The sequence below is a fragment of the Ochrobactrum sp. EDr1-4 genome (genome assembly GCF_049199085.1).
Lineage (GTDB): Bacteria > Pseudomonadota > Alphaproteobacteria > Rhizobiales > Rhizobiaceae > Brucella.
The window spans coordinates 777121-803310 of record NZ_JBLZOF010000001.1 but is presented as its reverse complement, the minus strand read 5'-3'; the positions used below and the strand labels follow the sequence as shown (position 1 = coordinate 803310).

Sequence of the window (26190 nt, the reverse complement as noted above, 5' to 3'; positions counted from 1 at the left end):
AAATGACAACAGCAGCCTTCCCTAAAGCCGACCCAGATAGCAAAGCGTTGCTCACTGTGCTGGAGAATGCAGCACTTGAGGCTGGTCGTGTCATTATCAAACACTACACGGATGGCTGCGCCGTTCATTCCAAGAAAGATCAGTCGCCAGTAACCGAAGCCGATCACGCGGCAGAGGCGATTATTCTTGCGGCCCTTGCATCTGTTGCGTCGGATATTCCGGTTGTGGCTGAAGAGGAAGCGGCGGCAGGTCGACTGCCAGCGCAATTGGGGAGACATTTTTTCCTGATTGATCCACTTGATGGAACGCGGGAGTTTCTTCTGCGCAATGGCGATTTCACAGTGAATATCGCGCTTATCGAAGGTGGAGCGCCAGTGCTAGGGCTAGTTTATGCTCCGGTGCGTAACCTGCTTTATGTGGGTTCGCGTGAAGGTGCGCAGGAAGTGACGACGTCTGCCGACCATCACATCGTAAGCAGGCGTCCGATTACCGCTCGCATTGCGCCAGATGAAAAGACCGTTGTGTGCAGCCGTTCTCATCTTACGCCTGAAACAGAAGAGTTCCTTAAACTCAATCACAGCGGTAAATGTGTTTCGGTGGGATCGTCGCTTAAATTCTGCATGATTGCGCGCGGCGATGCTGATCTTTATCCGCGATTTGGCCCGACAATGGAGTGGGATACGGCGGCAGGAGACGCAGTTTTGCGCGCAGCAGGCGGCATGACCACGACTTTCGACGGAAAGCCGATGATCTATGGTGCGCGTTCTGATGGAAGCGCGAGAGGCTTTGCCAACCCGGATTTTGTGGCTTTTGGGGCGGGAAAACCACCAGTTTTTAACTAAATAAGCCAGCTAATTATGCGGTTGAAAAAAATAGCTGAAAAAAAGCTGTTGCATCCCCTTGCAGGTTCAAAAGAGCGGCGCTATAAGCCGCTCACAGCAAGACGTTCGAGTCTCGCTAATATGGTTACGGAGTGTAGCGCAGCCTGGTAGCGCATCTGGTTTGGGACCAGAGGGTCGGGAGTTCGAATCTCTCCACTCCGACCATTTTCTCCCAGAAGTGAATGCTTAAATAGATCTGTCGAAAACAGACATGCGCATAAATGCGCCGTCATACTCGGCAATTTCGACAAGCCTTGATCGATTGAGAATTTCAACTCTATACGATTTGAACACGACCAGCCCTTCCTCGCGCAACTCCCTCATCATGCGGTTGAGATGGATAGGGGTAAGGCCCAGAGCATCGGCCAATTGATATTGCGTGAGCGGACAGTAAAATGAATCCGGCTCGTCCATGCCGCAGGATTTTACGCGATCAGACAATTCCAGCAAGAAATGCGCGGTGCGGACAAAACCGCTGCGGCAGCCAACATTGGTTAGATGCTCAACGAGCATCGCTCGCTGTCGCGCAAGCATCTCAATGAAGAGTAAGCCCAGACGGGGCACTTGTTTGATTGTTTGTTCAAGTGACACCAGCGGTATTTCATAAACAGACATCGGCGTCAGTGTTTTGATCGTATTGTAGCTGTAGCCGCCAGCAGTTCTTAATCCAACGAAGTCGCACCGCATTGGAAAGTCGATAATCTGCCGCTCTCCACTTGAAAGATCTCGATAAACGCAGCCCCATCCGGTGCGGACCATATGAATGCTGCGGATAGATGCACCTTGATCAATGATAACGGCATCGGCGGGATAGCTGTGCTCTGAAATGGCAAGGGCCTGCATGGCCTCTTTTTCGCGCGAATCCAGCTTGGCAAGAATTGGAGGCGATTCCAATAAGTTGACCAAGCCGTCGATCAGTAAAGCGGTGGTGTGTTGGTTCCCACTATGCATCCGCTGCCCATGCTCAACGAAAGTTATAGAATTTATAACTTTATGTTCCCGAAGTCGTTCTTATGGCGAGCACATTTTTTTATAAACCGCTAACATAAGTTAATGACACGTTTATTTGCTGGTATCAATATTTAGACCAGTCTTCAGCTGGGTTGGCAATGAAAATACCAATAAAGTGCCGAAGTTTTTATCGTAACTAGTGTTTTGTATCGAGTAAAAACATGAGTAGTAGAGGAAACTAAGCAATGCTTCAAATAAGAGAGCCTTACTTATGGGCAGCACCTGATGGCAGTCGCGAGGGTGCTTTTGCTGTCTTCGGGGAAAGAAAAAAGAGTGAAGAAATTGCAACTGGCTTGCCTGTTCAGAATGAGCCTCATCTTATGCTCGTCTGTAAAAGCAATCTGGAGCGGGAATGTCTCTTTAATGGCCTGATGATGAATGGGCTGAAGCTTCCCGTTATAAGCTACGCGGCAACTTATAAAAATATGCCGCTGAACGGAGCCATTGTCGTTCTCATGCATGTGGGTTCCAGACGGCTGGCAGATCCGTTTTTCTCTGATGAAGTGGAAGCTGCGGTGAAGGCGTGGCATCCGATACCGCTCGTGTTACTGGCAGAACGTGAAGAATGGTCACAGGTTATGCGGGCAATGGAAATTGGTGTGCGTGGCTACATTCCGACATCCGTGGACATTCGGATTTGTGTGGAAGCCATCCATCTGGCGCTTGCAGGTGGTATGTATGTGCCTGCTTCTATGCTTATGAAGCCGCCGTCTGAGGAAATGACTGACGATGTACTTGGTGAATTACTGACAATGCGTGAGATTGAAGTTGTTCACGCCATTCGCGTCGGAAAATCCAATAAGATCATCGCATTTGAACTTGGCATGAGCGAAGGTACCGTCAAGGCGCATGTTCATAATATCATGCGCAAGATTGGCGCCGCCAATCGCACGGAGGTCGCTTGTAAGCTGCATAAAATGTACGGCAACAAGTTTGGTGAGGAATGAAGTTTTTTACATGCTAACATTATCAATACCAAAAACTATGAAGCGTCGCCTGAATTGAACAGCCGGCGCTTCTTAGCTTTTGGAATGCAGGTAGAGCCTCATCTGATCTTCTGAGATGAGGGGGTAGGGGCAGATTTTCACCTGCCCCTACAGAATGAGAGTGGGTATCCTTTGAGGGGGCTCTCATTCTTTTCTGAGCGGATGGACGCCTGATGCGGTTCCGCTTCTGTTTTTTGCTCTGGAAAAATTGTCTGTCGAGCCTTTGGGTCGATGGCTTTCTCTCAACAGATAACCGCTCCAGTTCCAGCCAGCCTGATTTTGGTTAACGACGAAGGCTGATGCTGCCGGAAGATCCTCCGGATGTGGTGCCAAAGGCTGTGCCTGCGGAACTCCCGCCAAGAAAGCCTGTGCCAGATTGCGCCATGGCAGCGGACTGACCGCCTGAGCCGGAGGTGAAATAGCCGGAGCCTATTCCTGCACTACCGCCATAATGTCCGACCTTGCCGCCAATGCCGACAACTGTGCCTTTGCCCTCTGCCCAGCCGGTGGTGGCTGCCTGACCTGCCGCAGTAGAGCCTGCGCCGAACGCAAAACCGCCGGTAACAGCAGAACCAGCACCACTTGCACCGCCAAAGCTACCATTCCAGTTTACCGTCTGCGCGGCTGCTGGCAGAGCGCCGGCTGCAAGAAGTGTGAGAGAAGCAATAAGAATTTTCTTCATGATGAGATGTCCTCCACGTGTTGAATGAGTTCCCGATCTTGTTTCGGTCGGCATATCCTGACGATACACCCCGCTGCCCATCCGCTTGCTGCCAGGCTTTATGCTCAAGGGGCTATACCGCAGAGTTGCCGGCCCAAAGCTTCTTTGAAAGCCTCTTTGGGCCGGGCATATGTGCTGATCTTCACATCAGAGGGCGCGAGCAGTGCCAGGCTTGTCCATTGTTTGCTGTATTGCGCAGAACACATCCCTTGGCGCGCAGCTGATCAGAACTCAGCCCGAGCGCTTTGGCAGAATAAGTTCGCTTTCCTGTTATCGGCTGCGACGGTGCAGTTCTTGTACGGGCACTGGCTGGAATTGCAGCTGGTTCTTCATTCGATACAGATGCAAAAAGCGGTGCCTGTCGTGCCCGGCGCGGTGTTGCTTGTGCTGTCGCTATGCCTTGTGAAGGGCAGACCACGCCCGTTGCATTCAGCGACGCTCTGACTTCCTTGTTCAGACAAATCAGATCGAGTGCGGCTCTGTTTTGACCCATGCCTAGAAGTGCTGCTGCATAGGCACGGCGGTTACATTCACGCATTTCATAAGTGCTGCCAAAGCCCAACCCCCAGCCGGTTGCGCCGACACCCACGCTTGTTGAACCCGCGCAGGAATGGACACCTGCGGCCACGAGGCCCGGTGCAAAAGCCGGTACCGTTGTTTTGATTTTGCTCGGTGAATTTCCGCCGCCGCCAACAGCAATAGCTGTCGCTCCGGCTTGCGATGACGAGTTTGTATTGTTGTCTACATTCACGCTTTGAGCAAACGCACTGCCACTGAAAAGAACAAGTGCGACGGAAATGAAAAAGATACCCAGTTTAGACATAGCTAACCCCTTCAGATAAGAATATATGTTTCACATTTACTGATAGGATAAAGGCGCCATTACCAATTTTATCTGTGGTCCTTTTCTCAAAGAAATAAGGATTATCTGAATAATATTTAAATTAACGATCTGGGAAATATGTTTGTTTGGCTTATTTATATTCGGAAGGTGTAGGTTCACTCAAAGATCGTGAGGCTTTTTGCTATCTTTTGAACGGTATCTTTCTGAAATGAAAAACTTTCGGATTCGAAATAAACGGAGGTTTATTTGGCGATACCTCCAATGAGGGGCAGAGATGGTGAGTTTCCGCCTGTTTTGTCATCAGGTGGTTGCTTTCTTTTGCAAAACAGCGAAATTACGAATTAATTGTTAGAATAATTCCATGCCGGGAACACCATGCAGCTTACCCCTCGTCACAATGCAATTTTGGATATCGCGCGCCGACAGGGGCAAGTTCTGGTGGATGATTTGGCAGTCGCTTTCGACGTAACGCCGCAGACGGTGCGTAAAGATCTCAACGATCTTTGCAAGGCACGATTGCTGCGCCGCATTCATGGTGGCGCGCTTTATCCGTCGGGCGTAGAGAATATGGAATATGAAGCGCGCCGCCGTATTGCAGCCAATGAAAAGGAATTGATTGGGCGTGCGGCAGCCGAAATGATTCCCGATGGGGCATCGCTGTTTATCAATATCGGTACGACCACCGAGGCCGTCAGTCATGCGCTGATCGACCACAACAACTTGATGGTCATCACCAACAACATCAATGTTGCCAATACGCTGCGCGTTTACCCTGAAATCGAAGTGGTGATTGCAGGTGGTGTTGTGCGCGCTTCTGATGGCGGCATCGTGGGTGAGGCGGCAGTGGATTTCATCCGCCAGTTCAAGGTGGATTACGCAATCATCGGCGCATCGGCGATGGATGAGGATGGTGCGCTGCTGGATTTTGATTTCCGCGAAGTGAAAGTCGCGCAGGCGATCATCGCCAATGCGCGTCACGTTATTCTGGTAAGCGACTCAACCAAGCTCGAACGCACAGCACCTGTGCGCCTTGGCCACATATCGCAGGTCCATACGTTTATAACTGACCGCTGCCCGTCGCGGCAATTGCGTGATTTATGCCGCGAGAATGAGGTTGAGATGATTGAAACCGCCCCGCTTAGCTCTTCCGAAGAGAAAGAATCGTAGTTTCGTTTCATTTTCGTTTTGCTTTCGTATTAAATAAATTATATTCGTTTTGGTGGTTGGAGATGATCTTCAGGGTTCACCATGGCGCAGCATGAAATATTCGACATTTTCGTAATCGGTGGCGGCATCAATGGCTGCGGCATTGCCCGCGATGCTATAGGGCGCGGCTTTTCCGTCGGTCTTGCCGAGATGAATGATCTGGCGAGCGGCACTTCATCGCGGGCCACCAAGCTTATCCATGGCGGTTTGCGCTATCTGGAGCATTACGAGTTTCGTCTGGTACGCGAAGCGCTGATGGAGCGCGAAGTGCTTTGGGCAAATGCCCCTCACATCATTCATCCTATGCGTTTTGTGCTGCCTTTTCATAAGGGCGGTGTGCGTCCGGCATGGCTGCTGCGCCTTGGGTTGTTTCTCTATGATCATCTGGGTGGCCGCAAAATGCTGCCTGCAACCCGCACGCTGGATATGCGGACCGATCCGGTCGCCGCACCACTCAAGCCGCTTTTCACCAAGGCTTTCGAATATTCGGATTGCTGGGTGGATGATGCGCGTTTTACAGCACTCACCGCACGTGACGCCGCTGATCGCGGTGCGATGATCCGCACGCGCACTAAGGTTATCTCTGCCCGTCGCGACCATGAAGCCTGGACAGTGACGCTGGAAAACATCGATACGGGTCTTCGCGAAGAATTTCGCGCGCGCCTTTTGGTCAATGCCGCAGGTCCATGGGCGGACAAGGTACTGGAAGGTGTCGAAGGTGAACGTCAGTTGCACAATGTGCGGTTGGTGCAGGGCAGTCACATCGTTGTGCGCAAGAAGTTTTCCGATCCGCGCTCCTATTTCTTCCAGAACAATGATGGACGCATCATCTTCGCAATCCCTTATGAGGATGATTTCACGCTGATCGGCACGACTGATCAGGATTATAAAGGTGATCCGGCGAAGGTTGCGATCAGCGACAAGGAAACCGATTATCTTTGTGCCTGTGCCAGCGAATATTTCCGTGAGCCTGTGCGCATTGAAGATATTGTCTGGACCTATTCCGGCGTGCGTCCGCTTTATGATGATGGTGCCAGCAAGGCACAGGAAGCAACCCGCGATTATGTGCTCAAAGAAGATGCGCCGCAGGGCGCTGCCCCGCTGATCAATGTGTTCGGCGGCAAGTTGACCACCGCGCGCAGGCTGGCCGAACATATGCTGGAGAAGATCGAGCATCACTTGGGCAAAAAGGGTGCGCCATGGACCCACGCCGCATCTCTGCCGGGAGGTGATTTCGAAGCAACGGCTTTTGATCGCGAATTGGAAAAGCTGAAAGCCGATTATCCGTTTTTGTCAGCGATCCACGCCCGCCGTCTGTTCAAGCTTTACGGAACGCGCGCACGTGTTTTGCTTGGTAACGCCACATCACTTGCCGAGCTTGGCCGACATTTGGGTGCCGACCTTTATGAAGCGGAAGTGCGCTATCTCATCGAGCATGAATGGGCGCATACGGCAGAAGATATTCTCTGGCGCCGGACCAAACTTGGCCTGCGGATGAATGCGATGGAAGTCGCAGCCCTTGAGACTTTCGTCGAACCTGCGAAAGTCGTGTAACGGTTCGCTTGCAACCCGTCCGATAAAAAGTCATTATCCACTCATTAGGCGGTTTCCAGCCTTTCTGGGAGGAAAACATGGGTGCACCGCAAGACAGGATTCATGCTGACCGTATTCAGTCCGCAATTGATACGGGCGGTGCGGCGCGCTCAGCACTTGTCGCCTCGTGGCGACGCTCCTCCCGCCTTTATGGGCTTGATCCCTCGCAGGTAGGGTCTGTTCAAACGCTATCCGATAATGAATTACGCACGACACGTCAGCGCATGGAACGTGTGATCAGTATCGCACAAGCCAGCATGGACCGGCTTTACATGGCGGTTGGCGGCGTTGGCTGCTGTGTGCTTCTGGCTGATAGCCAAGGTGTGCCGGTCGAACGTCGCGGTGCTGCGGGTGATGACGATACGTTTTACGATTGGGGTCTGTGGACGGGTGCCGTGTGGAGCGAAGCCGTTGAAGGCACCAATGGCATTGGCACCTGCATTGCTGAACAGCGCGCGCTGACCATCCATCGCGACCAGCATTTTCACACCCGCAATATCGGGCTTTCCTGCACAGTCGCGCCAATCCATGACCATCAGGGACGCATTATGGCAGCGCTTGATGTTTCGTCCTGCCGCAGCGATTTGACGGAAGCCTTCGTGCAGCTGATTTCTGTTGCGGTAATTGATGCGGCGCGCCGCATTGAGGCCGAGAATTTCCGCCAGGCTTTTCCAGATGCGCGTATCGTGCTTGCGCCAAGTGCCGACAGAACTGGCGGCGCATTGATTGCGGTCGATAAGGATGACCTCGTCATTGGTGCCACACGTGCGGCGCGTCTTTCGCTTGATCTGACCGATGAAGCGCTTTCGACCGCGCTGCCTGCTGCCGACCTGCTTGGCTGGAATGCCGATCCGCGTGAGGATATGGCAGAGTCTGAGCGTAGCGTTATTTTGCGCGCCATTGCACGTTCAGAAGGCAATGTCTCATCGGCTGCAAAGCTTCTGGGCATCAGCCGCGCCACGCTTCATCGCAAGCTTAATCGCCTGAAAATCATAAGACCCAATTAGTTTTTGAATTGTGTCGCATTATTGAGACACATTGATACAGCATACTATCCAGCGCTGGATGACTCCTCCCAAGAGCCGCGCCACATTGTGTCTGAAACGCCGTAGGAGCGGCGTTGAATTTTGGGAGGAAATAATGAACAAGGTTGAATTTCATCGCTCCGTAAAGCCGGAGTTTGCCAAACGTTATGGCAATTTCATCGGCGGCAAATGGGTTGAACCCAAGTCGGGCCGCTATTTTGAAAATACATCGCCGGTCAATGGTCAGGTGCTTTGCGAAGTCGCTCGTTCTGATGCGGCAGATATCGACGCAGCACTTGATGCAGCACACGCAGCCAAAGAAGCTTGGGGGAAAACAAGTCCGGCTGAACGCGCTGTAATCCTCAATAAGATCGCCGATCGGATTGAAGCCAATCTGCCAAAGCTGGCAGCGGCAGAAACATGGGATAACGGCAAGCCGATCCGTGAAACCACCCATGCCGATTTGCCGCTGGCAATCGATCACTTCCGCTATTTCGCTGGTGCAATCCGTGCGCAGGAAGGCGGTATTTCCGAAATCGATCACGATACGGTTGCCTATCACTTCCACGAACCGCTGGGCGTTGTCGGCCAAATTATTCCGTGGAACTTCCCACTGTTGATGGCTGTGTGGAAGCTCGCACCAGCACTTGCTGCAGGTAACTGCGTGGTGTTGAAGCCTGCTGAACAGACACCGGCTTCCATCCTCGTTCTGATGGAAGTGATCGGCGATCTTCTGCCAGCGGGCGTGCTGAATGTGGTCAATGGTTTTGGCCTAGAAGCTGGCAAGCCGCTTGCATCAAGCCCGCGCATTGCCAAGATCGCTTTCACTGGTGAAACGACAACCGGTCGTTTGATCATGCAATATGCCAGTCAGAACCTTATTCCGGTGACGCTGGAACTGGGTGGCAAGTCGCCAAATATCTTCTTCTCGGACGTAACCGCTGAAGATGATGATTACTTCGACAAGGCAATCGAAGGCTTTGTTATGTTTGCGCTCAATCAGGGCGAAGTCTGTACTTGCCCAAGCCGTGCGCTGATCCATGAAAAAATCTACGATAAGTTCATGGAACGGGCATTGAAGCGCGTTGAAGCTATCGTTCAGGGTGATCCGCTTGATCCGGCAACCATGATCGGTGCGCAGGCATCCAGCGAACAGCTCGAAAAAATCCTGAGCTATATCGACATCGGCAAGCAGGAAGGCGCGGAAGTGCTGACCGGCGGCGGGCGTAATGAACTGGCTGGTGATCTGGCAGGCGGCTATTACGTTAAGCCGACCGTGTTCAAGGGCACCAACAAGATGCGGATTTTCCAGGAGGAAATCTTCGGCCCTGTTGTTTCGGTCACCACGTTTAAGGACGATGCTGAAGCGCTCGCGATTGCCAACGACACGCTTTATGGCCTTGGTGCCGGTGTCTGGACACGTGATGGCACACGCGCTTATCGCTTTGGTCGCGCCATTCAGGCAGGTCGTGTCTGGACAAACTGCTACCACGCCTATCCGGCCCATGCTGCATTCGGTGGCTACAAGCAGTCGGGTATCGGTCGCGAAAACCACCTCAAAATGCTCGATCATTACCAGCAGACCAAGAACATGCTTGTGAGCTACAGCCCGAAGAAGCTTGGCTTCTTCTAAGAATGAAAGCGATCCGCGGTATATCAGCCGCGGGTCGTCGCCTTTGCAATTTCACTGATTCAGTGCGGCTTCAAAGAAATAATTTTGAAGCCGCTCCCCCCTGTTTCCTCCCAGGAAAGGGTCGGGTCGGCAGGACTTTGTGCCTGTCTATCCGACCCAAAATTTAGAAGGATGTTCTCGTAATGGCTAAGACAATGAAAGCTGCCGTGGTTCGCGAATTCGGCAAACCACTAACCATTGATGAAGTACCAATTCCGGTGCCGGGCGATGGCCAGATTCAGGTAGCAATTCAGGCATCGGGCGTGTGCCACACCGATCTTCATGCTGCCGAAGGCGATTGGCCGGTAAAGCCAAATCCGCCATTTATTCCGGGCCATGAAGGCGTTGGTTTTGTCTCGGCGGTTGGTCGTGGCGTCAAGCATGTGAAGGAAGGCGACCGCGTCGGTATTCCCTGGCTTTACACGGCTTGCGGTCATTGCGTGCATTGTCTTGGCGGTTGGGAAACCCTTTGCGAAGAGCAGCAAAACACTGGCTATTCGGTCAATGGCGGCTTTGCCGATTATGTTGTTGCTGATCCGAATTTCGTCGGTCATCTGCCAAAAAACATCTCGTTTAACGAGATTGCGCCGATCCTCTGTGCCGGTGTGACTGTCTATAAGGGCCTCAAGGTCACAGATACAAAACCGGGCGATTGGGTGGTGATTTCTGGTATTGGCGGTCTTGGCCATATGGCGGTGCAATATGCTAAGGCTATGGGTCTGAATGTTGCTGCTGTGGATATTGACGACAAGAAACTTGATCTTGCGCGCAAGTTGGGCGCAACGGTTACCGTCAATGCCAAGACGCATAATGATCCGGCAGCCTATATCAAGAAAGAGACCGACGGCGGCGCGCAGGGCGTTCTGGTGACAGCGGTTTCACCAAAGGCTTTTGAACAGGCCATTGGCATGGCGGCTCGCGGTGGCACGATCGCCTTGAACGGCCTGCCAGCCGGTGAATTTCCGCTTTCGATCTTCAATATGGTGCTCAATGGCGTCACCGTTCGCGGTTCCATCGTCGGCACACGTCTTGATTTGCAGGAGTCGATTGACTTTGCCGCTGAAGGCAAGGTTAAGGCCACCATCCGCACCGACAAGATCGATAATATCAATGTGATCTTTGATGAAATGCGCGCTGGCCAGATCGAAGGCCGCGTCGTGATGGACCTGACGCAGTAATGCTGCGATAATAAAGCATGTCTCCCAAAAGTGGGAACCGGTTTTGGGGCAAAAGACATGCGCAGATACAAAGAAGTAAAGCCGCCGTAGTGATGCGGCGGCTTTGTTAGAGCATAATCCGACCTTCGTTCAACGAAGATCGATAAGATTATGCTTCAAGTAAAAGACTGTAGAGCGCCGATTTGATTTGATCAGATCGAAATGCGCTCTAAATGAGGAGGAACCATGCCACAAGTCTCTGAACAAGAGCAGGTCACTGCCACTGACGCAGCGCTGGAGCTGATCGCCGAGTTGCAGGCCGAATATGGTCCGATCATGTTTCACCAGTCGGGCGGTTGTTGCGATGGATCGTCACCGATGTGTTATCCGCAGGGCGATTTGTTACTATCGGATGCCGATGTGAAGCTCGGTGAAATCGGCGGTGCGCCGTTTTATATCAGCGGTGCGCAATATGAAGCGTGGAAACATACCGAACTCATCATCGATGTCATTCCAGGGCGCGGCGGTATGTTCTCACTCGATAATGGTCGCGAAAAGCGCTTTCTCACCCGTTCCAAGATATGCTCCATTTAACTCTTTGCGTTGATCTGCAAAGCAGATACTAAATTGGCCATATCACTGGGGAGAGTGCATAACGGCCATGGCCGCATCCAATAAGAGAGCGACGATCCACGATGTGGCGCGTTTGGCAGGCGTGTCTATCAAGACAGTTTCGCGTGTTTATAATGACGAGCCGAATGTCCGCGATACGATCCGCGAAAAGGTCAAACTGGCAGGCGCCGAGCTGCGCTATCGCCCCAATGCTGCGGCGCGTAATCTGGTCGAACGCCGCTCGCATCTGATCGGACTTTTCTTTGAAAATCCGAGCCAAAGCTATGTAACCGAACTACAGATAGGCGCGCTGGATCGTTTGCGCGGCACGCGCTACCGGCTTTTGATATTTCCGGTCGAGAACCGTGCAGATATTCGCGGATCGCTGATTGAGACCGCCCATGCGTCGGGTCTTGATGGAATTATCGTAACACCGCCGATGTCGGATGATCCTGAGATTTTGCAGGAACTGATTGCATCCGCGATGCCTTTTACGCGCGTGGCTGGTGATTTTGGTGTGCATCCGACAGATAGCATTGCCATTGATGACGAGAAAGCGGCTTGCGATCTGATGCAATATTTGCTCGATCTGGGGCACCGTAAGATTGCAATTGTGATCGGAGATCTGACGCACCGCTCAGCGCAATTGCGCGTCGAGGGTTACCGCAAAATGCTCGACCAGGCGGGAATTGCGCATAATCCTGATTATGAGGCGGAGGGTGGTTTTAGCTTTGCAAGCGGTCTGGAGGCTGGCCGCAAACTCTTGTCGCTGAAGAACAGACCCACTGCGATTTTTGCATCGAATGACGATATGGCGGCAGCCGTTCTGCAAATAGCCTATGATCATAAGATCGACGTGCCAAATGAGCTGACCATTGTTGGGTTCGATGATAGTGCGATTTCGAGCATGGTATCGCCGCAGATCACCACCGTGCATCAGCCGATCCGCGAAATGACCTATGATGCGGTGGATATGCTTTTGAGCCAGATAGAAACCAGCGAGGCATCGCCGTCGCGGCATATCGATTACAAGCTGATTATTCGCCAATCATCCGGCAAGGTTTCCAAATAAAATGGGCCGGTTTCCCGGCCCATTCCATCTTAAGATAAATCAAGACCTTTGGTCAGTTCCAAGGCCTGCCGTTCGAACATACGACGATAGATACCACCAGGCTTACGGATAAGCGCATCATGATCGCCTTCTTCGACGATATTGCCTCTGTCAAAGACCAACAGCCGATCGAGTGCACGAACCGTTGAAAGCCTATGTGCAATCACAAGTGTGGTACGACCGATCATCAGCCGTTCCATCGCTTGCTGGATCAGCACTTCCGATTCTGAATCAAGGCTCGATGTTGCCTCGTCCAGAATAAGAATTGGCGCATCCGCCAGAAATGCACGGGCAATCGCCACACGCTGACGTTCACCACCCGAAAGTTTCACACCACGTTCACCGACAAGCGTTGCATAGCCCTTTGGCAAGCGCATGATAAACTCATGCGCACTGGCAAGCATCGCTGCATGCTCGATCTGGGCTTGTGTTGCGCCGGGGCGAGCATAGGCGATGTTTTCAGCCAGCGTGCGGTGAAACAGGATTGGTTCCTGCTGCACGATAGCAATCTGCGATCTGAGCGAAGCCTGCGTGACTTCGGCAATGTTCTGTCCATCGATTTTGATGGCACCGCCACTCACATCATAGAGACGCTGGATGAGCTTAACGAATGTCGTCTTGCCCGAACCCGAATGGCCGACCAGACCAACGCGCTCGCCAGCTTCGATCCTAACCGAGAAGTCGCGATAAAGCGGCGTGTCGTGGCTGCCATAATGGAAGGTGACGTTATCAAACGTGATCTCGCCATTTCCAATCTGGATTGCACCAGCACCCGACCTATCAGCAATACCGTAAGGTTCGGCTTCGATCTGAACCAGCTCTTCCATGTCGTTGACCGAGCGTTGCAGGTTGCGGATATGCATACCCACATCGCGCAGATAGCCCTGCAACATGAAGAAGGCGGTCAGAACAAACGTAATGTCACCTGCGGTCGCTTTGCCCTGGCTCCAGAGATAAAGCGCAAAGCCAATGACCACGCCACGCATGATCAACAGGTTTGCACCCTGAATGAAGCCGTTGAGCGTGCCGATCAGCCATGTGCGACGTGTGCGTCCGCGCCATTTGGTGACGACCTTGGCAAGACGTCCATCTTCGCGGGTTTCAGCACCGAATGCTTTCACAACCGCATTGCAAGAAATCGCATCAGCCAAAGCGCCGCCCATGCGTGTGTCCCAGCTGTTGGCAAGAGTTGCGGCAGGCGCAACAAAGCCAAGCGAAATCACAATCGTGCAGACGATGAACAGCACTGAACCAATGAATACCAGCAGACCCATCATCGGCCAGTACCATGCGAGAAGTGCGACTGATCCGAGCAGCATCAAGATCGACGGCAGCAGCGCAAGCAGCAACGTATCATTGAGCAGATCAAGCGCCCACATGCCACGCGAAACCTTACGCACGGTCGATCCGGCAAAGGCATTTGCGTGCCAGTCGGTTGAAAAACGCTGTAGCTTGTGAAACGCGCTCGCAGCCATGTCGCTCATGATTTTCAACGTGAAATCCGTGATGACATAGAAGGTGAGCTGACGTGTGATCAAAGCAACTGCGCCTAAGACAAGCAGAATGATCAGCGCGTGAATGGCTGCATCCCATGCGCCATCCTGTCCAAGCGAAAGCGCATCAACCAGCTTCCCTGAATAGAGAGGTGTGAGGACGTCTGCGGCTGTTGCAAGCAGCATGCTGATAATGATCAGCGTCAGCCGCAGAGGCTGACTTCGCCAGTGGCTGACGGTGTAGCCGAGGACATTGCGGAAAGCAGGTCCCCGGAAATTGATACGAAACCGAGTCATATGAATTATACCAGGCCGCACTAAGACGGATTCTGGTTCCTTTAAAATCATTTTCATTAAAAGCACGAAGCGGCTTCGCGTCGGACGATGTTTGAAAACGAAGACAAAACAAACAGCTGAAAATAGCTGCGGCAAATTTGGAAGTGTTTAGGAATATGCCCTTTGAGGGAGGGCGGTGAGGCCTTAGCCTCTTGTACGGGCCAAGAACTTAAAGCTTGAAAGCGCCCGCGCAAACACCGGGCACCGACGGAAATGGATAGGATCGCATCTCATACCTCTTGCCAGTGTTTCAGATGGGTGCACAATAAATGAGCAAATCTATTTGCCAAGTGGCAAAATGCAGAAACTTAATTTCATTTCGGTCACTGTGGCAAAAATGCTGCCTTACAGCTTTTGGGGCCAAACTGCGAGCTTGCGCGAAAAATGCGAGATTGTTGCATGTAAAAGCATGGTGAAGGCCGCCAGCACAAACAGGCTTGCGAACATCAGATCGACTTTGGCGCGACCATTGGCAAGGAGCATCAGATAACCAAGCCCTTTGGATGCTCCGACCCATTCGCCCACCACGGCACCGATGGGTGCATAGACGGCAGCAAGACTTAACCCCGAAGCGAGTGACGGGAAAGCTGCGGGAATGCGCACACGAAATAGAATTTGCATTGGCTTGGCGCCGAGATTTTCGGCGGCATTAATCAGCGTCTGATCCGTCCTTTGCATTCCATCCAGAAAGGTGGAGACGACTGGAAAGAAGATCATCAGAATGGTGACGGCGATTTTTGATGCCGGTCCATAGCCGAGCCAGAGTGTCAAGATCGGAGCGAGCGCAAATATCGGAATCGCCTGAGAGAACACAATCACTGGCATGACCAGACGTTGTACAAGCGGCGACAGCATTAGCCCTATCGCTGTAAGCACACCAATGGCAGAGCCGAGAAACAGCCCGCCCAGCACTTCACCAAATGTCACGACAGCATTATCGGCGATCAACTGTGCATTGGTGATAAGCGATTGCACGACGTCGATCGGGCCGGGCAGGATGAAGCGCGGCATCTGCCAGATGCTCACCACAGCCTGCCAAAGTGCCAGCACAGCAAACGCCGACAGAAACCCGTCGGCGATGCGTTTTTTGCGTGAGCGAGGAGCGATGCTCGTCATGCTCCTTTGAGACCCCCAGAAATACCCATTGACCAGAAGTTCGCTTCAAGCCTGCTTGCGGTCGCAAAAATCTGGCAGAGCTTTGGCCAGCGTGGGCTGCTCTCGAAATCCGTGCCGATGCGGGTTTTTGCGGCCTGATCAAAAAGCTTTCCAACGGTGTGGCACATCTCCTGATACTCAGCGCCCGCATAGGTGTCGATCCACTCCTGATAGGGTGTTCCGGGTTTCGCGTTGGCTGCGAGATTGACCCCGATTTCGCCATAGCCATGCGCGCAGGGAACCAGTGCGGTCAGCAGGTCGAGGAAATCGCCTGCCTGCCCGCAATCAAGCACATAACGCGTATAGGCGAGGTTTTCTGGCTCTTCTTTTGTGCTGTAAAGATCGTCTTCGGTTATGCCTTCGCGTGCGCAGATTCCGACATGCAGCGGCAGTTCTGTGACCGCCAGCCCATGCATAATCTCGGCGCAGAGCCGCGTTTCCTGCAAGCTCCCGGCCTTCACGACGCCCAGCGCAAAGGCGCGAGCATAGTGATGCAGATAGACGTAGTCCTGCCTGAGATAATGCAGGAATGCCGATTTCGGCAGCGTGCCGTTGCCCAGTCCGCGCACAAATTCATGATCGATATAGGGGTTCCAGTCATTAAGCGTTGCGGCACGCAGGCGAGTGAATAATTCGGATGAATAAAGCGTGTCACTCATGACTTGTCGCCTTCTGCATTCACATCAATTGCGAATTTTTCGACAGGCAGGATCGAAGGCACGAGGCCGTTATCCTTGAGATAGGTTTCGTAGCGGCTCCAGCGTCCATAATCGAGGCTTGCGGGCGAGCGCGAGAAACGGGCAACCGTCTCTTTCCAGGCGCGCTGGTTCAGCTCGTCTTTGAGTTCAGAACTATAAGACGCAAACAGGTCGTAGCTTTGCTCTGGATGATTGACGATATATTGCGCGGCTTTTTCAGTGGCTGCTAGAAAGCGCGAAATTCGCTCCTTTTCGTTCGCATCCAGCTTGTTTGAGTTGGCGACATAAACCAGCTCGTCATAGACCGGCACGCCTTCCTCCTCGACGAAGAAGCATTTGCCCGCAACCCCTTCAACCGCCATCTGGTTGAGTTCAACATTGCGATAGGCACCCATCACTGCATCAACCTGTTTCGACATCAGCGATGGTGCGAGCGAGAAGTTCACATTGATAAGTTCGACATCTGAAAGCGGAATGTCGTGGCGTTTGAGAATGGTGCCAAGCACCGTTTCTTCAACACCAGCGACAGAGAAGCCGATCTTCTTGCCTTTGAGATCGGCAATTGAATTGATCGAACCATCGTCACGCACCATCAGGCAATTGAGCGGAGAATCGATCAGAGTGCCGACGCGGATCAGCGGAATATCGGCATGAACATCGAGATGCACCTGCTGCTGATAGGAAATTGCCAGATCAGCCTGTCCAGCCGCAACCATTTTGGGCGGCACGGATGCATCCGCCGGTGCGATGATTTCCACATCGAGACCCGCATCTTTGAAGTAACCGAGCTTGTCGGCCACGATGATTGGGCCATGATCCGGGTTCACATACCAGTCGAGTATGAGTTTGAATTTGTCGTTCGCCTGAGCCGCCTGAGCTGACATCAGGGCGAACGAAGCCGTGGCGCTGAAAAGCGCAGCAAAAATCAGTTTTTTCAATGTTTCCTCCAGAAACTAAATTACATGAGGTCTAGTAACTTCGATCCATTGCCGCACGCGGGCTTCCGGATCAGGATTGAGAGTGATGTCGGTGACGACGGATACAATGTCAGCTCCGGCTTTAAAGACGCCGGGCGCGCGATCGACATTCATGCCGCCAATGCCAACAAGCGGAATATCGCCAAGTGTGGCTTTCCATTGGCTGACGCGGTCCAATCCCTGTTCATGCCATTTCATCTTTTTGAGAATGGTCGGATAGACAGGGCCGAGCGCGATATAGGCTGGCTTTAGTGCTAATGCGCGATCAAGTTCAGCCTCATCATGGCTGGATACACCGAGCTTCACGCCGCTTGCGTGGATTGCATCAAGATCGGCATCATCAAGGTCTTCTTGACCGAGATGTATGAAGTCACAGCCTTCCTCAATCGCCAGTTGCCAGTAGTCATTGACGATGAGCTGACAGTCATATCGCGCGCAAATTTCGCGGGCTGCGCGAATTTCTGCACGCAGTTCAGCGTCGTTCTTATCCTTGATGCGCAGCTGCACGAGTTTGATGCAAAGCGGCACCAAGCGCTCACACCAGCTGGCGCTATCAAAGATCGGGTAGAACGGATCAAGGGCCATTACAAAAATGCCTTTCCGAGTAGTGGAGTGGAGGGGGTAGCCATGTCGCGGGCTTCAATCGGATCGGCCTCATAGGCGATGCGACCAGCTTCAACAGCGAGTGCAAAAGCGCGGGCGATAGCGGATGGATCACCTGCTTTGGCAACGGCTGTGTTGATCAGCACGGCATCAAAGCCAAGTTCCATGGCGGTTGCAGCGTGCGATGGCACGCCAATACCAGCATCGACGACCAGTGGAATATCGGGGAAATGCGCGCGCATGGTTTTAAGCGCATAGGGATTGTTGAGGCCGCGACCTGAACCAATCGGCGCACCCCATGGCATCAACACCTTGCAGCCTGCCTCAATCAGTTTTTCCGCAACCACCAGATCGTCATTCATATAAGGAAAGACGTCGAAGCCTTCGTCGCAGAGAATACGGGCTGCTTCGACCAGCCCAAAAGGGTCCGGCTGCAACGTGTCGTGATCGCCGATGACTTCAAGCTTGATCCAGTTGGTGCCGAAAACGTCACGCGCCATTTTTGCCGTGGTGACTGCTTCGCGTGCGGTATGGCACCCGGCAGTATTGGGCAAAACCGAAACACCCAAATCCTTGATCAGTGTCCAGAAGTCTTGTCCGGCGCGCATATTCCCGCTCTCGCGCCGCAGCGAGACTGTCACGATTTCGGTCTTTGACGAGCGAACGCTGTCAGCAAGAATAGAGGGGGATGGATATTGCGCCGTTCCCAATAGCAGGCGGCTTTCAAAGGTTTTTCCGTAAAAATCCAGCATCTTAGCCTCCCTGCATGGGTGCGAGTACTTCGATGCGATCGCCTTCGCCGATCAACGTTTCCTCGCGTTCATCGCCTGCAATGAATTCGCCATTGAGCGCGGTTGCCACCACGGCCTCATCAAGTTCGATTTCTGCAAGCAGAGCCAAAAGATTGGCGCTTTTGGTCTCAAAGACCTCGCCATTTAAAACGATGGTCATGCCAGGTTCTCCAGAAGTTCAGGTTGTTGTTCGGCCTCGGTTGCTGCCGCAACCGCCATGCGTGCAACCGCAGGCGAGAGCAGAAAGCCGTGCCGGTAAAGCCCGTTGACATAGATGGTCTGGCCGCGTTTACGCACACGCGGCAGATTGTCGGGGAAGGCGGGGCGGGCATCGACGCCGGTTTCCAGAATTTCCGCCTCGCCAAATGCCGGATGCAGCGCATAGGCGGCACTCAACATTTCCAGCGTCGAGCGAACGCTGATGCCGCCTCTCTCATCGCTCTCAATCATGGTCGCGCCGATCATATGAATGCCGTCACCGCGTGGCACGATGTAGAGCGGAATACGCGGATGCAGCAGACGCACAGGGCGCGAAAGATTGATGTCGCGGGAACGAACCACCAGCATTTCGCCCTTCACGCCGCGCAGATCCTGCAACTGATCACGAGCCGCAAGACCGCGTGCATCGACGGTAATATCGGTGTCGATTTTTACATCTTTCGCATCTTGCCCGAGATGAAAGACGACGCCTTTCTTTTGCAGATTTTCGGCAAGTTCGATCAGTGTATTGCGTGGGTTGAGGTGGCCTTCTTCAGCAAAGAAAAGCCCCTGCCGGAAACGGCCTGCAAGGTCTGGCTCCAGTGCATCGATCTGTTCGGAATCAATTGTGTTGAAGGCTTCCGTGCGACGGGCGAAGCGGCGCAGTTCAGTCGTGTCGCGTGTGTGGGAAATGACGAGCGTGCCTTTGCGGTGGACTGTCGACACATGCCGTTCCCACCAGCCAATCGCTTGCTTCCCCAGCCTGACGACAGGTTCTTCCGCACTCTCGCCTTCGCACCAAGGGGCCAGCATTCCGCCCGCAAACCACGAACAGCTGTCAGAACCGATTGCGGTGCTTTTCGCAATCACGGTCACGGCGTGGCCTTGATCGCTAAATTCTGCGGCACAGGCAAGGCCGGCAACGCCTGCACCAATGATGGTGACGTGCATTATGCAATCTCCCACAAAGCGTGGAAATGATGCACGGGGCCGTGCCCGCTTCCGACCTGCAATGTGTTGGCAGAGCGGATGGCCGCTTGCAGATAGCTGTGCGCTTCACGAAGTGCCTGTTCCAGCGAAAGGCCTTTGCCAAATCCCGCTGCAATTGCGGATGAAAGCGTGCAGCCGGTGCCATGGGTGTTTCGTGTGTAGATGCGCTGCGCTTCCAGACGGATGGTTGGCAGGTTGGCGCGGATGAGAAGATCGGTGCAGATGTCGCCATCGGCATGTCCACCTTTCATCAGCACGGCCTTTGCACCGAGCTTGAGCAAAGCGCGCCCTTGTTCCTCTGCCTCATCATCGTTGCGGGCGATTGAACAATCGAGCAGGCAGGCTGCCTCTGGTCGGTTCGGCGTCAGAATGCATGCAAGTGGGATCAGTTTATCGCGTAACGTTGAGATCGCGGCCTCGCTTAACAGCCTATCGCCGGATTTTGCCACCATCACCGGATCAAGGACGACTGGTCCTGAGAAATGCGCGAGGCCCTTGGCGATTGCCTGAATGGTTTCCGGTACCGATACCATGCCGATTTTGACTGCTGCCACATTGAGATCGCTGAAGACCGCATCAATCTGTGCAGCAACGATTTCAGACGGGATGTCGTGAACGGCTGTAACGGCTAATGTGTTCTGCGCAGTGATCGCAGTGATCACGCTTGCGCCATAGACATTGAGTGCCGAAAAGCTTTTGAGGTCGGCCTGAATGCCAGCGCCTCCGCCGCTATCAGAACCCGCAATCGTCACGCAAATAGGCACAGATGCACCATTGCTGGCGGTCGTTTTGGTTCGGGAGAGGCTTTGTCTTAAGTCCATCATGTCGTCTCTCATTCCGAACGGAAAATTGAGACGTCATGAACGGGTTTTGGGGCTTTGCCCCACGGAGGATAGAATCCTCCTTGTTCGCGACGCGCCAAACTCCGTTCCCTACGCAGGTATTACCCGGATCAGGTTCAATGGGTTAACGCGATCAGCGTCTCTCAGCCTTTTGTGTCGCAGGATCGATTGGAAAACCGCAATGCACTTTTCCTGATCTTGCTTCGAAGGCACCCCAACGAATTTTGTGCTTTAGGCATAGGCCGGAACGAAGAGCCGGTCAAGCGCTCGCGATTATTACAATTTGCGAATAAAATTATATTCTCCCCAAGTTTATATATTAATTTTTAATGACCATGCGTTAATCCAGCTTGGGAAAAGCTTCGTCCTGCTACAGACGAATATCTGATTTTTGGGCACGGTCCTTTTTGAGGACATGAAATATCGGGTCAGGATCAGTCTGATGAGGGGACAATGATGAGGAAGCGGGAAGCCGGTCAGGCTCACTCGGATGATGCGCTGGAGCGCACATCTGACGCGGATTTCCGCATTCTGTTCACCACTCATCCCACGCCGATGTGGGTTTACGATCCCGATACATTGCGCTTCATCATCATGAATGAAGCGGCCCACGCGCTTTATGGCTATTCGGCTGATGAAGTGCCGGGCATGACTGTTCTCGATATTCGTCCGCAAACGGAACGTGACCGGATGTCGATTGCGGTTCGTGACAGAAGTGATCTTGAGCGTCCTGAGCGCTGGAAGCATCTGAAAGCCAATGGTCAGATCATTGATGTTTTGACCTATGGCCGTGAGGTGGTTTTCGATGGCCGGCAGGCCATATTGGCAATTGTGCAGGACATGACGGAGCTTGAGGAAGCCAATCGTCAGGCAAGTCATGCGCAGACATTGCTCGATAGCCTCATCAACAACATGCCGCTTGGTGTCTTCGTCAAAGATATGCAGGACGAGGGGCGTTACCTGCTCTATAATCAGGCTGCATCAACTATCAGCGGCCACAAGATCGATCATGTCGTTGGCTCTGTGGATACGCAAATCTTCCCCGCTGAGGAAGCCAAGCTTCTGACCCAGCAAGATAGTCTTGCGATGCGTCGCGGCAGCGTGCTGACAATTGAGCGCGATATTCGCTGTGCCGACGGAACTCCGCGCAGAATGCGGATCATCAAGCGCTCTATTCCGCCGGTGGAAGGCGATGAATCGCGCTATCTCATTGGGCTTGTTGAAGATATTACCGAGCGTCGTTTGATCGAACAACGCATGACGCATATTGCGATGCATGACAATCTGACGGACTTGCCTAATCGCGCTTATTTCTCTCAGCATATTGAAGCCGTGCTGAAAAAGCGTGAAAGCGCACCGGCTTTTGCGCTTTTCTATCTCGATATTGATCACTTCAAAAACATCAATGACAGCCGTGGGCACCAGATCGGGGATCGCTTGCTGCAACAGGTTGCAGAGCGCCTTAAAAACATCGTTTGCGATCATTTTCTGGCACGTCTTGGTGGCGATGAGTTTGCGATCATTTATCGTTGCGCTGCCGTTTCGCAGATTGCCATGTTTGCCGATCAGCTCCTTTCTGTTTTTCAGGATCCGTTCGATCTTGGCGATACGCTGGAATTTGTCTCATGTAGCATTGGGATCGCGCAGGCGCCATTGCATGGCGATGATCTTGACGTGCTGATGCGTAATGTTGATCTGGCGCTATACGCTGCCAAGGCCGATGGGCGACGCACATTCCGCTTTTATCAACATTCGCTGCGGCTGGCTGTCGAGAAACGTCATGCCATGACCACGGATTTACGGCTGGCTTTGGCAGCACAGCAGCTTGAACTGCATTATCAGCCAATTTTTAACCTTCAAACCGGCCACATCTCTGGTTTTGAAGCCTTGCTGCGCTGGCGTCATCCTGTGCTTGGCATGGTATCGCCCGTTGAGTTCATTCCAATTGCCGAAGAAGCCGGTCTCATTGGACCGATTGGCGATTGGGTGTTGAAACAGGCTTGCCTTGAAGCGGCTTCTTGGCCGCATGGCATTAAGGTTTCAGTTAATCTCTCGCCTGTGCAGTTCCAGCAAACGGCGCTTCTTGATTCAGTCACCGATGCACTGGCTGCGGCATCCTTGTCGCCTGACAGGCTGGAACTGGAAATCACGGAATCAGTGTTCCTGCAAAACAGCAAGCACAACATTGAATTGCTGTTTGAACTGCGTCGCTTAGGCGTTCGCATTGCGATGGATGATTTCGGAACCGGCTATTCATCGCTGAGCTATCTGCGTTCGTTTCCGTTTGACAAGATCAAGGTGGATCGCAGCTTTGTGTCTGGCATTGAGGTGGACACGCGCGATCTTGCGATCATTCAGGCCGTTGCAACCCTTGGTGCGGGTTTCAAGATCGTCACAACTGCCGAAGGTGTGGAAACCACTCAACAGCTGGAATGTTTGCGCGCGCAGAATTTCGGCGAAGTGCAGGGCTTTTTGATGGGGCGCCCAATGCCCGCCATTGATGTGGCCGATTTCATTCAGACCCGCTGCGGATCTATCCTTGCAATGATCGAACCGCAAAACGAATTGGCTATCTGATAGGGCTTGACCTTCCAACGGTGGGAAGGGTTATCTATCATGCAACTCATTAAATCGCTCTTCAAACAGAGCGAAGTAGCATCCGCCCAAAAGTCGGAAACGATTTTTGGAAAGCAGGATGCGCTTTAAAAGGGATTGCCATGAACAAGCCTGTAAAATCCGATGCCACAAGTTTTGCCATTCCTGTTGAAGGGATGAGTTGCGCGTCCTGCGTATCATCGGTTGAGAAGGCCGTCGCAAAGGTTCCGGGCGTAGAAAAAGTGTCCGTCAACCTCGCAACAGAACGGGCTGATGTCACCTTCAAGTCAGCGCCCGATATGCCTGCTGTCATCGATGCAATCCGCAAGGCTGGCTATGATGTGCCGTCGGGCAGTGCTGATCTTGCCGCCGAACTCGCTATTGAGGGTATGAGCTGCGCGTCTTGCGTGAGCAATGTCGAAAAAGCTTTGAACGCGGTTCCGGGCGTGTCTCGCGCCAGCGTCAACCTCGCAACTGAGCGCGCGCATGTTGAGCTTGCAGGACAGGTCGCAGTCGCTGATCTTATCAAGGCGGTTGAAAAGGCGGGTTATGAAGCGCGTTCGCTTGATGAGACACGCAGCGATGCCAAGCAGGAAACACAATCCGACAAGCGCGACGCTGAAGCGGTTGAGCTGAAAAAGAATGTTATTCTGGCAGCCGTTCTCACGCTTCCAGTGTTCATTCTGGAAATGGGCTCCCACCTCATTCCTGCTGTGCACATGTTCGTCATGGATACAATTAGGATGCAGAACAGCTGGTATTTCCAGTTTGTGCTGACAACGCTTGTGTTGTTCGGCCCCGGTATGCGCTTTTTCAAAAAGGGCATTCCCGCTCTGCTGCGTGCCGCACCCGATATGAATTCGCTGGTGGTTGTTGGTACAACGGCCGCATGGGGCTTTTCAGTTGTTGCTACCTTCTGGCCGGATATTCTGCCGGATGGAACGGCTAATGTTTATTTTGAAGCGGCTGCCGTTATCGTCACGCTGATCCTGATTGGCCGTTATCTTGAAGCGCGCGCCAAGGGGCGTACTTCGGCCGCAATCAGTCGCCTGGTGGGTTTGCAGGCAAAGTCTGCGCGCGTGGTGCGCGATGGTGAAACGCTGGATGTGCCACTTGAAGAGGTGCGTGCGGGCGACATTGTGCAGGTGCGTCCGGGTGAAAAAGTGCCTGTCGATGGCGAAGTGACGGAAGGCTCGTCCTATGTGGATGAATCGATGATCACCGGCGAGCCTATCCCCGTCGTCAAGGAAACAGGTGCTGAAGTTGTCGGCGGAACGATCAACAAGACTGGCGCTTTTACCTTCCGCGCAACCAAGGTTGGTCGCGATATGGTCATCTCGCAGATTGTGCGAATGGTTGAAGATGCGCAGGTCGATAAGCTGCCCATTCAGGCTAAAGTCGATAAGGTGACGGGCTGGTTTGTGCCAGCGGTTCTGGGCGCAGCGCTTCTTACATTTATCGCTTGGTTGATCATTGGCGGCACGGCGATGATGGGCTTTGCGCTGGTCAATGCCATCGCGGTTGTTATCATCGCTTGCCCCTGCGCTATGGGGCTTGCAACGCCGACCTCGATCATGGTTGGCACAGGCCGCGCTGCCGAATTTGGCGTGCTGTTCCGCCGTGGTGATGCACTGCAAACCTTGCGCGATGCATCGGTGATTGCGGTTGATAAGACCGGAACACTGACTCAGGGCAAGCCCGCTTTGGCACATTTTGACGTTGTCGATGGTATTGATAAGGACGAAGCACTGGCGCTGATAGCTGCTGTCGAGGCCCGTTCGGAGCATCCCATTGCCGATGCGATTGTAACCGCCGCAAAGGAAAAAAACCTTAAACTTGGTGATGTATCGGCTTTTGAATCGGTTCCGGGTTTTGGCCTGAAAGCCGAGGTTGCGGGTCATGAAGTTGCCATTGGCGCAGATCGTTACATGGCGAAGCTTGGGCTTGATGTGGCGATCTTTGCTGATGATGCCAGCCGTCTGGGTGATGAAGGCCAGACCCCGCTTTATGCGGCAATTGATGGCAAGCTGGCTGCGATTATTACTGTTGCCGATCCGATGAAGGAAACCACGCCTGCGGCAATCGCTGCCATGCACGAGCAGGGCTTGAAAGTTGCAATGATCACCGGCGATAACCGTCGCACCGCGCAAGCCATTGCCAAACGCCTTGGCATTGACGAGGTGGTTGCGGAAGTGCTGCCTGATGGCAAGGTTGAGGCTTTGAAGCGCCTTTCGGCTGGTGGAAAACGCATTGCATTTGTGGGTGACGGCATCAATGATGCACCAGCACTTGCGGCTGCCGATGTTGGAATTGCCATTGGCACTGGTACGGATATCGCGATTGAAAGTGCCGACGTGGTGCTGATGTCGGGCGATCTGCGCGGTGTGGTCAATGCGATTGCAATCTCGAAAGCCACGATCCGCAATATCGGTGAAAACCTGTTCTGGGCTTTTGCTTACAATGTGGCGCTGATCCCAGTTGCTGCCGGTGTTCTTTATCCGATTACGGGAACGCTTCTGTCGCCGGTGTTAGCGGCGGGTGCTATGGCGCTTTCGAGCATTTTCGTGCTCAGCAATGCGCTTCGGCTGCGGGCATTTAAAAGCCCGCTGGCCTGATAGATTACGCAAAGATCGGCGGCCTTTCTGGTCGCCGGTAATTCTTTATTTCTTTTGCATAAATGCCTCTGGATTTTT

The 26190-nt window shown here is 53.1% G+C and carries 23 protein-coding genes, 1 tRNA gene and 1 riboswitch; of the genes, 12 read left to right on the top strand and 12 right to left on the bottom strand.

The window, feature by feature from the left end; translation table 11 throughout:
- The first annotated feature begins 2 nt into the window (after nt 1-2).
- Both cysQ and ACOZHT_RS04035 read left to right on the top strand, forming a co-directional pair.
- A complete protein-coding gene (gene cysQ, locus ACOZHT_RS04040) occupies nt 3-842 on the top strand; it encodes a 3'(2'),5'-bisphosphate nucleotidase CysQ (RefSeq protein ID WP_339509362.1) in 840 nt (279 codons plus the stop codon).
- 127 nt (nt 843-969) lie between these two features.
- Nucleotides 970-1046: transfer RNA gene (locus ACOZHT_RS04035), tRNA-Pro, on the top strand.
- A 21-nt stretch (nt 1047-1067) separates the two neighbouring features.
- Here the strand turns inward: ACOZHT_RS04035 and ACOZHT_RS04030 are convergent.
- Nucleotides 1068-1832, bottom strand: coding sequence for a Crp/Fnr family transcriptional regulator (locus tag ACOZHT_RS04030; protein WP_339509363.1), 765 nt, complete (start codon nt 1830-1832; stop codon nt 1068-1070).
- Between the two features lie 245 nt (nt 1833-2077).
- Between ACOZHT_RS04030 and ACOZHT_RS04025 the strand changes: the two genes are divergently transcribed.
- Complete coding sequence (locus ACOZHT_RS04025; RefSeq protein WP_339509364.1) at nt 2078-2839, top strand: response regulator transcription factor; 762 nt, start codon at nt 2078-2080, stop codon at nt 2837-2839.
- Nucleotides 2840-3161: 322 nt separating this feature from the next.
- On the opposite strand, the gene ACOZHT_RS04020 is transcribed toward ACOZHT_RS04025, so the two are convergent.
- Together ACOZHT_RS04020 and ACOZHT_RS04015 are read right to left on the bottom strand one after the other, a co-directional pair.
- Nucleotides 3162-3560, bottom strand: a complete 399-nt coding sequence (locus ACOZHT_RS04020) for a hypothetical protein (RefSeq protein WP_339509365.1) — start codon at nt 3558-3560, stop codon at nt 3162-3164.
- Nucleotides 3561-3741: 181 nt separating this feature from the next.
- Nucleotides 3742-4422, bottom strand: coding sequence for a hypothetical protein (locus ACOZHT_RS04015; RefSeq protein ID WP_339509366.1), 681 nt, complete (start codon nt 4420-4422; stop codon nt 3742-3744).
- Between the two features lie 396 nt (nt 4423-4818).
- Between ACOZHT_RS04015 and ACOZHT_RS04010 the strand changes: the two genes are divergently transcribed.
- The 7 genes from ACOZHT_RS04010 (at nt 4819) to ACOZHT_RS03980 (ending at nt 12780) form a co-directional block, all read left to right on the top strand.
- Nucleotides 4819-5610: a DeoR/GlpR family DNA-binding transcription regulator gene (locus tag ACOZHT_RS04010; RefSeq protein ID WP_339509367.1), complete on the top strand. Its 792-nt coding sequence runs from the start codon at nt 4819-4821 to the stop codon at nt 5608-5610.
- A gap of 81 nt (nt 5611-5691) precedes the next feature.
- Nucleotides 5692-7203, top strand: a complete 1512-nt coding sequence (gene glpD, locus ACOZHT_RS04005; RefSeq protein ID WP_339509368.1) for a glycerol-3-phosphate dehydrogenase — start codon at nt 5692-5694, stop codon at nt 7201-7203.
- Between the two features lie 77 nt (nt 7204-7280).
- Nucleotides 7281-8249 carry a GAF domain-containing protein gene (locus tag ACOZHT_RS04000; protein WP_339509369.1) on the top strand — a complete coding sequence of 323 codons (969 nt, stop codon included), beginning with the start codon at nt 7281-7283 and terminating at the stop codon, nt 8247-8249.
- A 133-nt stretch (nt 8250-8382) separates the two neighbouring features.
- Nucleotides 8383-9900: an aldehyde dehydrogenase gene (gene adh / locus ACOZHT_RS03995; RefSeq protein WP_339509370.1), complete on the top strand. Its 1518-nt coding sequence runs from the start codon at nt 8383-8385 to the stop codon at nt 9898-9900.
- A 182-nt stretch (nt 9901-10082) separates the two neighbouring features.
- Nucleotides 10083-11117: an alcohol dehydrogenase AdhP gene (gene adhP, locus ACOZHT_RS03990; RefSeq protein ID WP_339509371.1), complete on the top strand. Its 1035-nt coding sequence runs from the start codon at nt 10083-10085 to the stop codon at nt 11115-11117.
- Nucleotides 11118-11342: 225 nt separating this feature from the next.
- Nucleotides 11343-11690, top strand: coding sequence for a DUF779 domain-containing protein (locus ACOZHT_RS03985; protein ID WP_339509372.1), 348 nt, complete (start codon nt 11343-11345; stop codon nt 11688-11690).
- A 67-nt stretch (nt 11691-11757) separates the two neighbouring features.
- Nucleotides 11758-12780, top strand: coding sequence for a LacI family DNA-binding transcriptional regulator (locus tag ACOZHT_RS03980; protein ID WP_310012399.1), 1023 nt, complete (start codon nt 11758-11760; stop codon nt 12778-12780).
- Nucleotides 12781-12809: 29 nt separating this feature from the next.
- On the opposite strand, the gene ACOZHT_RS03975 is transcribed toward ACOZHT_RS03980, so the two are convergent.
- The 9 genes from ACOZHT_RS03975 to thiD all read right to left on the bottom strand — a co-directional run bounded on the left by ACOZHT_RS03975 (nt 12810) and on the right by thiD (nt 20881).
- Nucleotides 12810-14609, bottom strand: coding sequence for an ABC transporter ATP-binding protein (locus ACOZHT_RS03975; protein ID WP_339509373.1), 1800 nt, complete (start codon nt 14607-14609; stop codon nt 12810-12812).
- A gap of 384 nt (nt 14610-14993) precedes the next feature.
- A complete protein-coding gene (locus ACOZHT_RS03970) occupies nt 14994-15764 on the bottom strand; it encodes an ABC transporter permease (RefSeq protein WP_421565341.1) in 771 nt (256 codons plus the stop codon).
- On the bottom strand, nt 15761-16462 hold the full coding sequence (gene tenA, locus ACOZHT_RS03965) for a thiaminase II (RefSeq protein WP_339509375.1): 702 nt from the start codon (nt 16460-16462) through the stop codon (nt 15761-15763). Before tenA ends, ACOZHT_RS03970 begins: the two co-directional genes overlap by 4 nt.
- On the bottom strand, nt 16459-17439 hold the full coding sequence (locus ACOZHT_RS03960) for an ABC transporter substrate-binding protein (RefSeq protein ID WP_421565340.1): 981 nt from the start codon (nt 17437-17439) through the stop codon (nt 16459-16461). The genes tenA and ACOZHT_RS03960 overlap by 4 nt, the downstream gene beginning before the upstream one ends.
- Nucleotides 17440-17454: 15 nt before the next feature.
- Complete coding sequence (locus ACOZHT_RS03955) at nt 17455-18063, bottom strand: thiamine phosphate synthase (protein WP_339509377.1); 609 nt, start codon at nt 18061-18063, stop codon at nt 17455-17457.
- Complete coding sequence (locus tag ACOZHT_RS03950) at nt 18063-18833, bottom strand: thiazole synthase (protein WP_339509378.1); 771 nt, start codon at nt 18831-18833, stop codon at nt 18063-18065. Before ACOZHT_RS03950 ends, ACOZHT_RS03955 begins: the two co-directional genes overlap by 1 nt.
- Before the next feature lies 1 nt (nt 18834).
- Nucleotides 18835-19032 (bottom strand): sulfur carrier protein ThiS, encoded by a 198-nt coding sequence (thiS, locus tag ACOZHT_RS03945; RefSeq protein WP_113487427.1) that lies wholly within the window; start codon nt 19030-19032, stop codon nt 18835-18837.
- Nucleotides 19029-20021: a glycine oxidase ThiO gene (gene thiO / locus ACOZHT_RS03940; RefSeq protein ID WP_339509379.1), complete on the bottom strand. Its 993-nt coding sequence runs from the start codon at nt 20019-20021 to the stop codon at nt 19029-19031. Before thiO ends, thiS begins: the two co-directional genes overlap by 4 nt.
- Entirely contained in the window at nt 20021-20881 is an 861-nt protein-coding gene (gene thiD / locus ACOZHT_RS03935; protein WP_339509524.1) for a bifunctional hydroxymethylpyrimidine kinase/phosphomethylpyrimidine kinase, read from the bottom strand. Before thiD ends, thiO begins: the two co-directional genes overlap by 1 nt.
- Nucleotides 20882-20972: 91 nt before the next feature.
- A riboswitch (TPP riboswitch) is annotated at nt 20973-21129 on the bottom strand.
- A gap of 229 nt (nt 21130-21358) precedes the next feature.
- Between thiD and ACOZHT_RS03930 the strand changes: the two genes are divergently transcribed.
- Nucleotides 21359-23479, top strand: coding sequence for a putative bifunctional diguanylate cyclase/phosphodiesterase (locus ACOZHT_RS03930; RefSeq protein WP_339509525.1), 2121 nt, complete (start codon nt 21359-21361; stop codon nt 23477-23479).
- Between the two features lie 140 nt (nt 23480-23619).
- On the top strand, nt 23620-26112 hold the full coding sequence (locus tag ACOZHT_RS03925; protein ID WP_339509380.1) for a heavy metal translocating P-type ATPase: 2493 nt from the start codon (nt 23620-23622) through the stop codon (nt 26110-26112).
- Nucleotides 26113-26190 lie beyond the last annotated feature (78 nt).

Bases quoted from the DNA above. Each gene is read 5' to 3' on its own strand.
- cysQ (WP_339509362.1), top strand. From the start codon at position 3: ATGACAACAGCAGCCTTCCCTAAAGCCGACCCAGATAGCAAAGCGTTG.
- ACOZHT_RS04030 (WP_339509363.1), bottom strand. From the start codon at position 1,832: ATGCATAGTGGGAACCAACACACCACCGCTTTACTGATCGACGGCTTG.
- ACOZHT_RS04025 (WP_339509364.1), top strand. From the start codon at position 2,078: ATGCTTCAAATAAGAGAGCCTTACTTATGGGCAGCACCTGATGGCAGT.
- ACOZHT_RS04020 (WP_339509365.1), bottom strand. From the start codon at position 3,560: ATGAAGAAAATTCTTATTGCTTCTCTCACACTTCTTGCAGCCGGCGCT.
- ACOZHT_RS04015 (WP_339509366.1), bottom strand. From the start codon at position 4,422: ATGTCTAAACTGGGTATCTTTTTCATTTCCGTCGCACTTGTTCTTTTC.
- ACOZHT_RS04010 (WP_339509367.1), top strand. From the start codon at position 4,819: ATGCAGCTTACCCCTCGTCACAATGCAATTTTGGATATCGCGCGCCGA.
- glpD (WP_339509368.1), top strand. From the start codon at position 5,692: ATGGCGCAGCATGAAATATTCGACATTTTCGTAATCGGTGGCGGCATC.
- ACOZHT_RS04000 (WP_339509369.1), top strand. From the start codon at position 7,281: ATGGGTGCACCGCAAGACAGGATTCATGCTGACCGTATTCAGTCCGCA.
- adh (WP_339509370.1), top strand. From the start codon at position 8,383: ATGAACAAGGTTGAATTTCATCGCTCCGTAAAGCCGGAGTTTGCCAAA.
- adhP (WP_339509371.1), top strand. From the start codon at position 10,083: ATGGCTAAGACAATGAAAGCTGCCGTGGTTCGCGAATTCGGCAAACCA.
- ACOZHT_RS03985 (WP_339509372.1), top strand. From the start codon at position 11,343: ATGCCACAAGTCTCTGAACAAGAGCAGGTCACTGCCACTGACGCAGCG.
- ACOZHT_RS03980 (WP_310012399.1), top strand. From the start codon at position 11,758: ATGGCCGCATCCAATAAGAGAGCGACGATCCACGATGTGGCGCGTTTG.
- ACOZHT_RS03975 (WP_339509373.1), bottom strand. From the start codon at position 14,609: ATGACTCGGTTTCGTATCAATTTCCGGGGACCTGCTTTCCGCAATGTC.
- ACOZHT_RS03970 (WP_421565341.1), bottom strand. From the start codon at position 15,764: ATGACGAGCATCGCTCCTCGCTCACGCAAAAAACGCATCGCCGACGGG.
- tenA (WP_339509375.1), bottom strand. From the start codon at position 16,462: ATGAGTGACACGCTTTATTCATCCGAATTATTCACTCGCCTGCGTGCC.
- ACOZHT_RS03955 (WP_339509377.1), bottom strand. From the start codon at position 18,063: ATGGCCCTTGATCCGTTCTACCCGATCTTTGATAGCGCCAGCTGGTGT.
- ACOZHT_RS03950 (WP_339509378.1), bottom strand. From the start codon at position 18,833: ATGCTGGATTTTTACGGAAAAACCTTTGAAAGCCGCCTGCTATTGGGA.
- thiS (WP_113487427.1), bottom strand. From the start codon at position 19,032: ATGACCATCGTTTTAAATGGCGAGGTCTTTGAGACCAAAAGCGCCAAT.
- thiO (WP_339509379.1), bottom strand. From the start codon at position 20,021: ATGCACGTCACCATCATTGGTGCAGGCGTTGCCGGCCTTGCCTGTGCC.
- thiD (WP_339509524.1), bottom strand. From the start codon at position 20,881: ATGGACTTAAGACAAAGCCTCTCCCGAACCAAAACGACCGCCAGCAAT.
- ACOZHT_RS03930 (WP_339509525.1), top strand. From the start codon at position 21,359: ATGAGGAAGCGGGAAGCCGGTCAGGCTCACTCGGATGATGCGCTGGAG.
- ACOZHT_RS03925 (WP_339509380.1), top strand. From the start codon at position 23,620: ATGAACAAGCCTGTAAAATCCGATGCCACAAGTTTTGCCATTCCTGTT.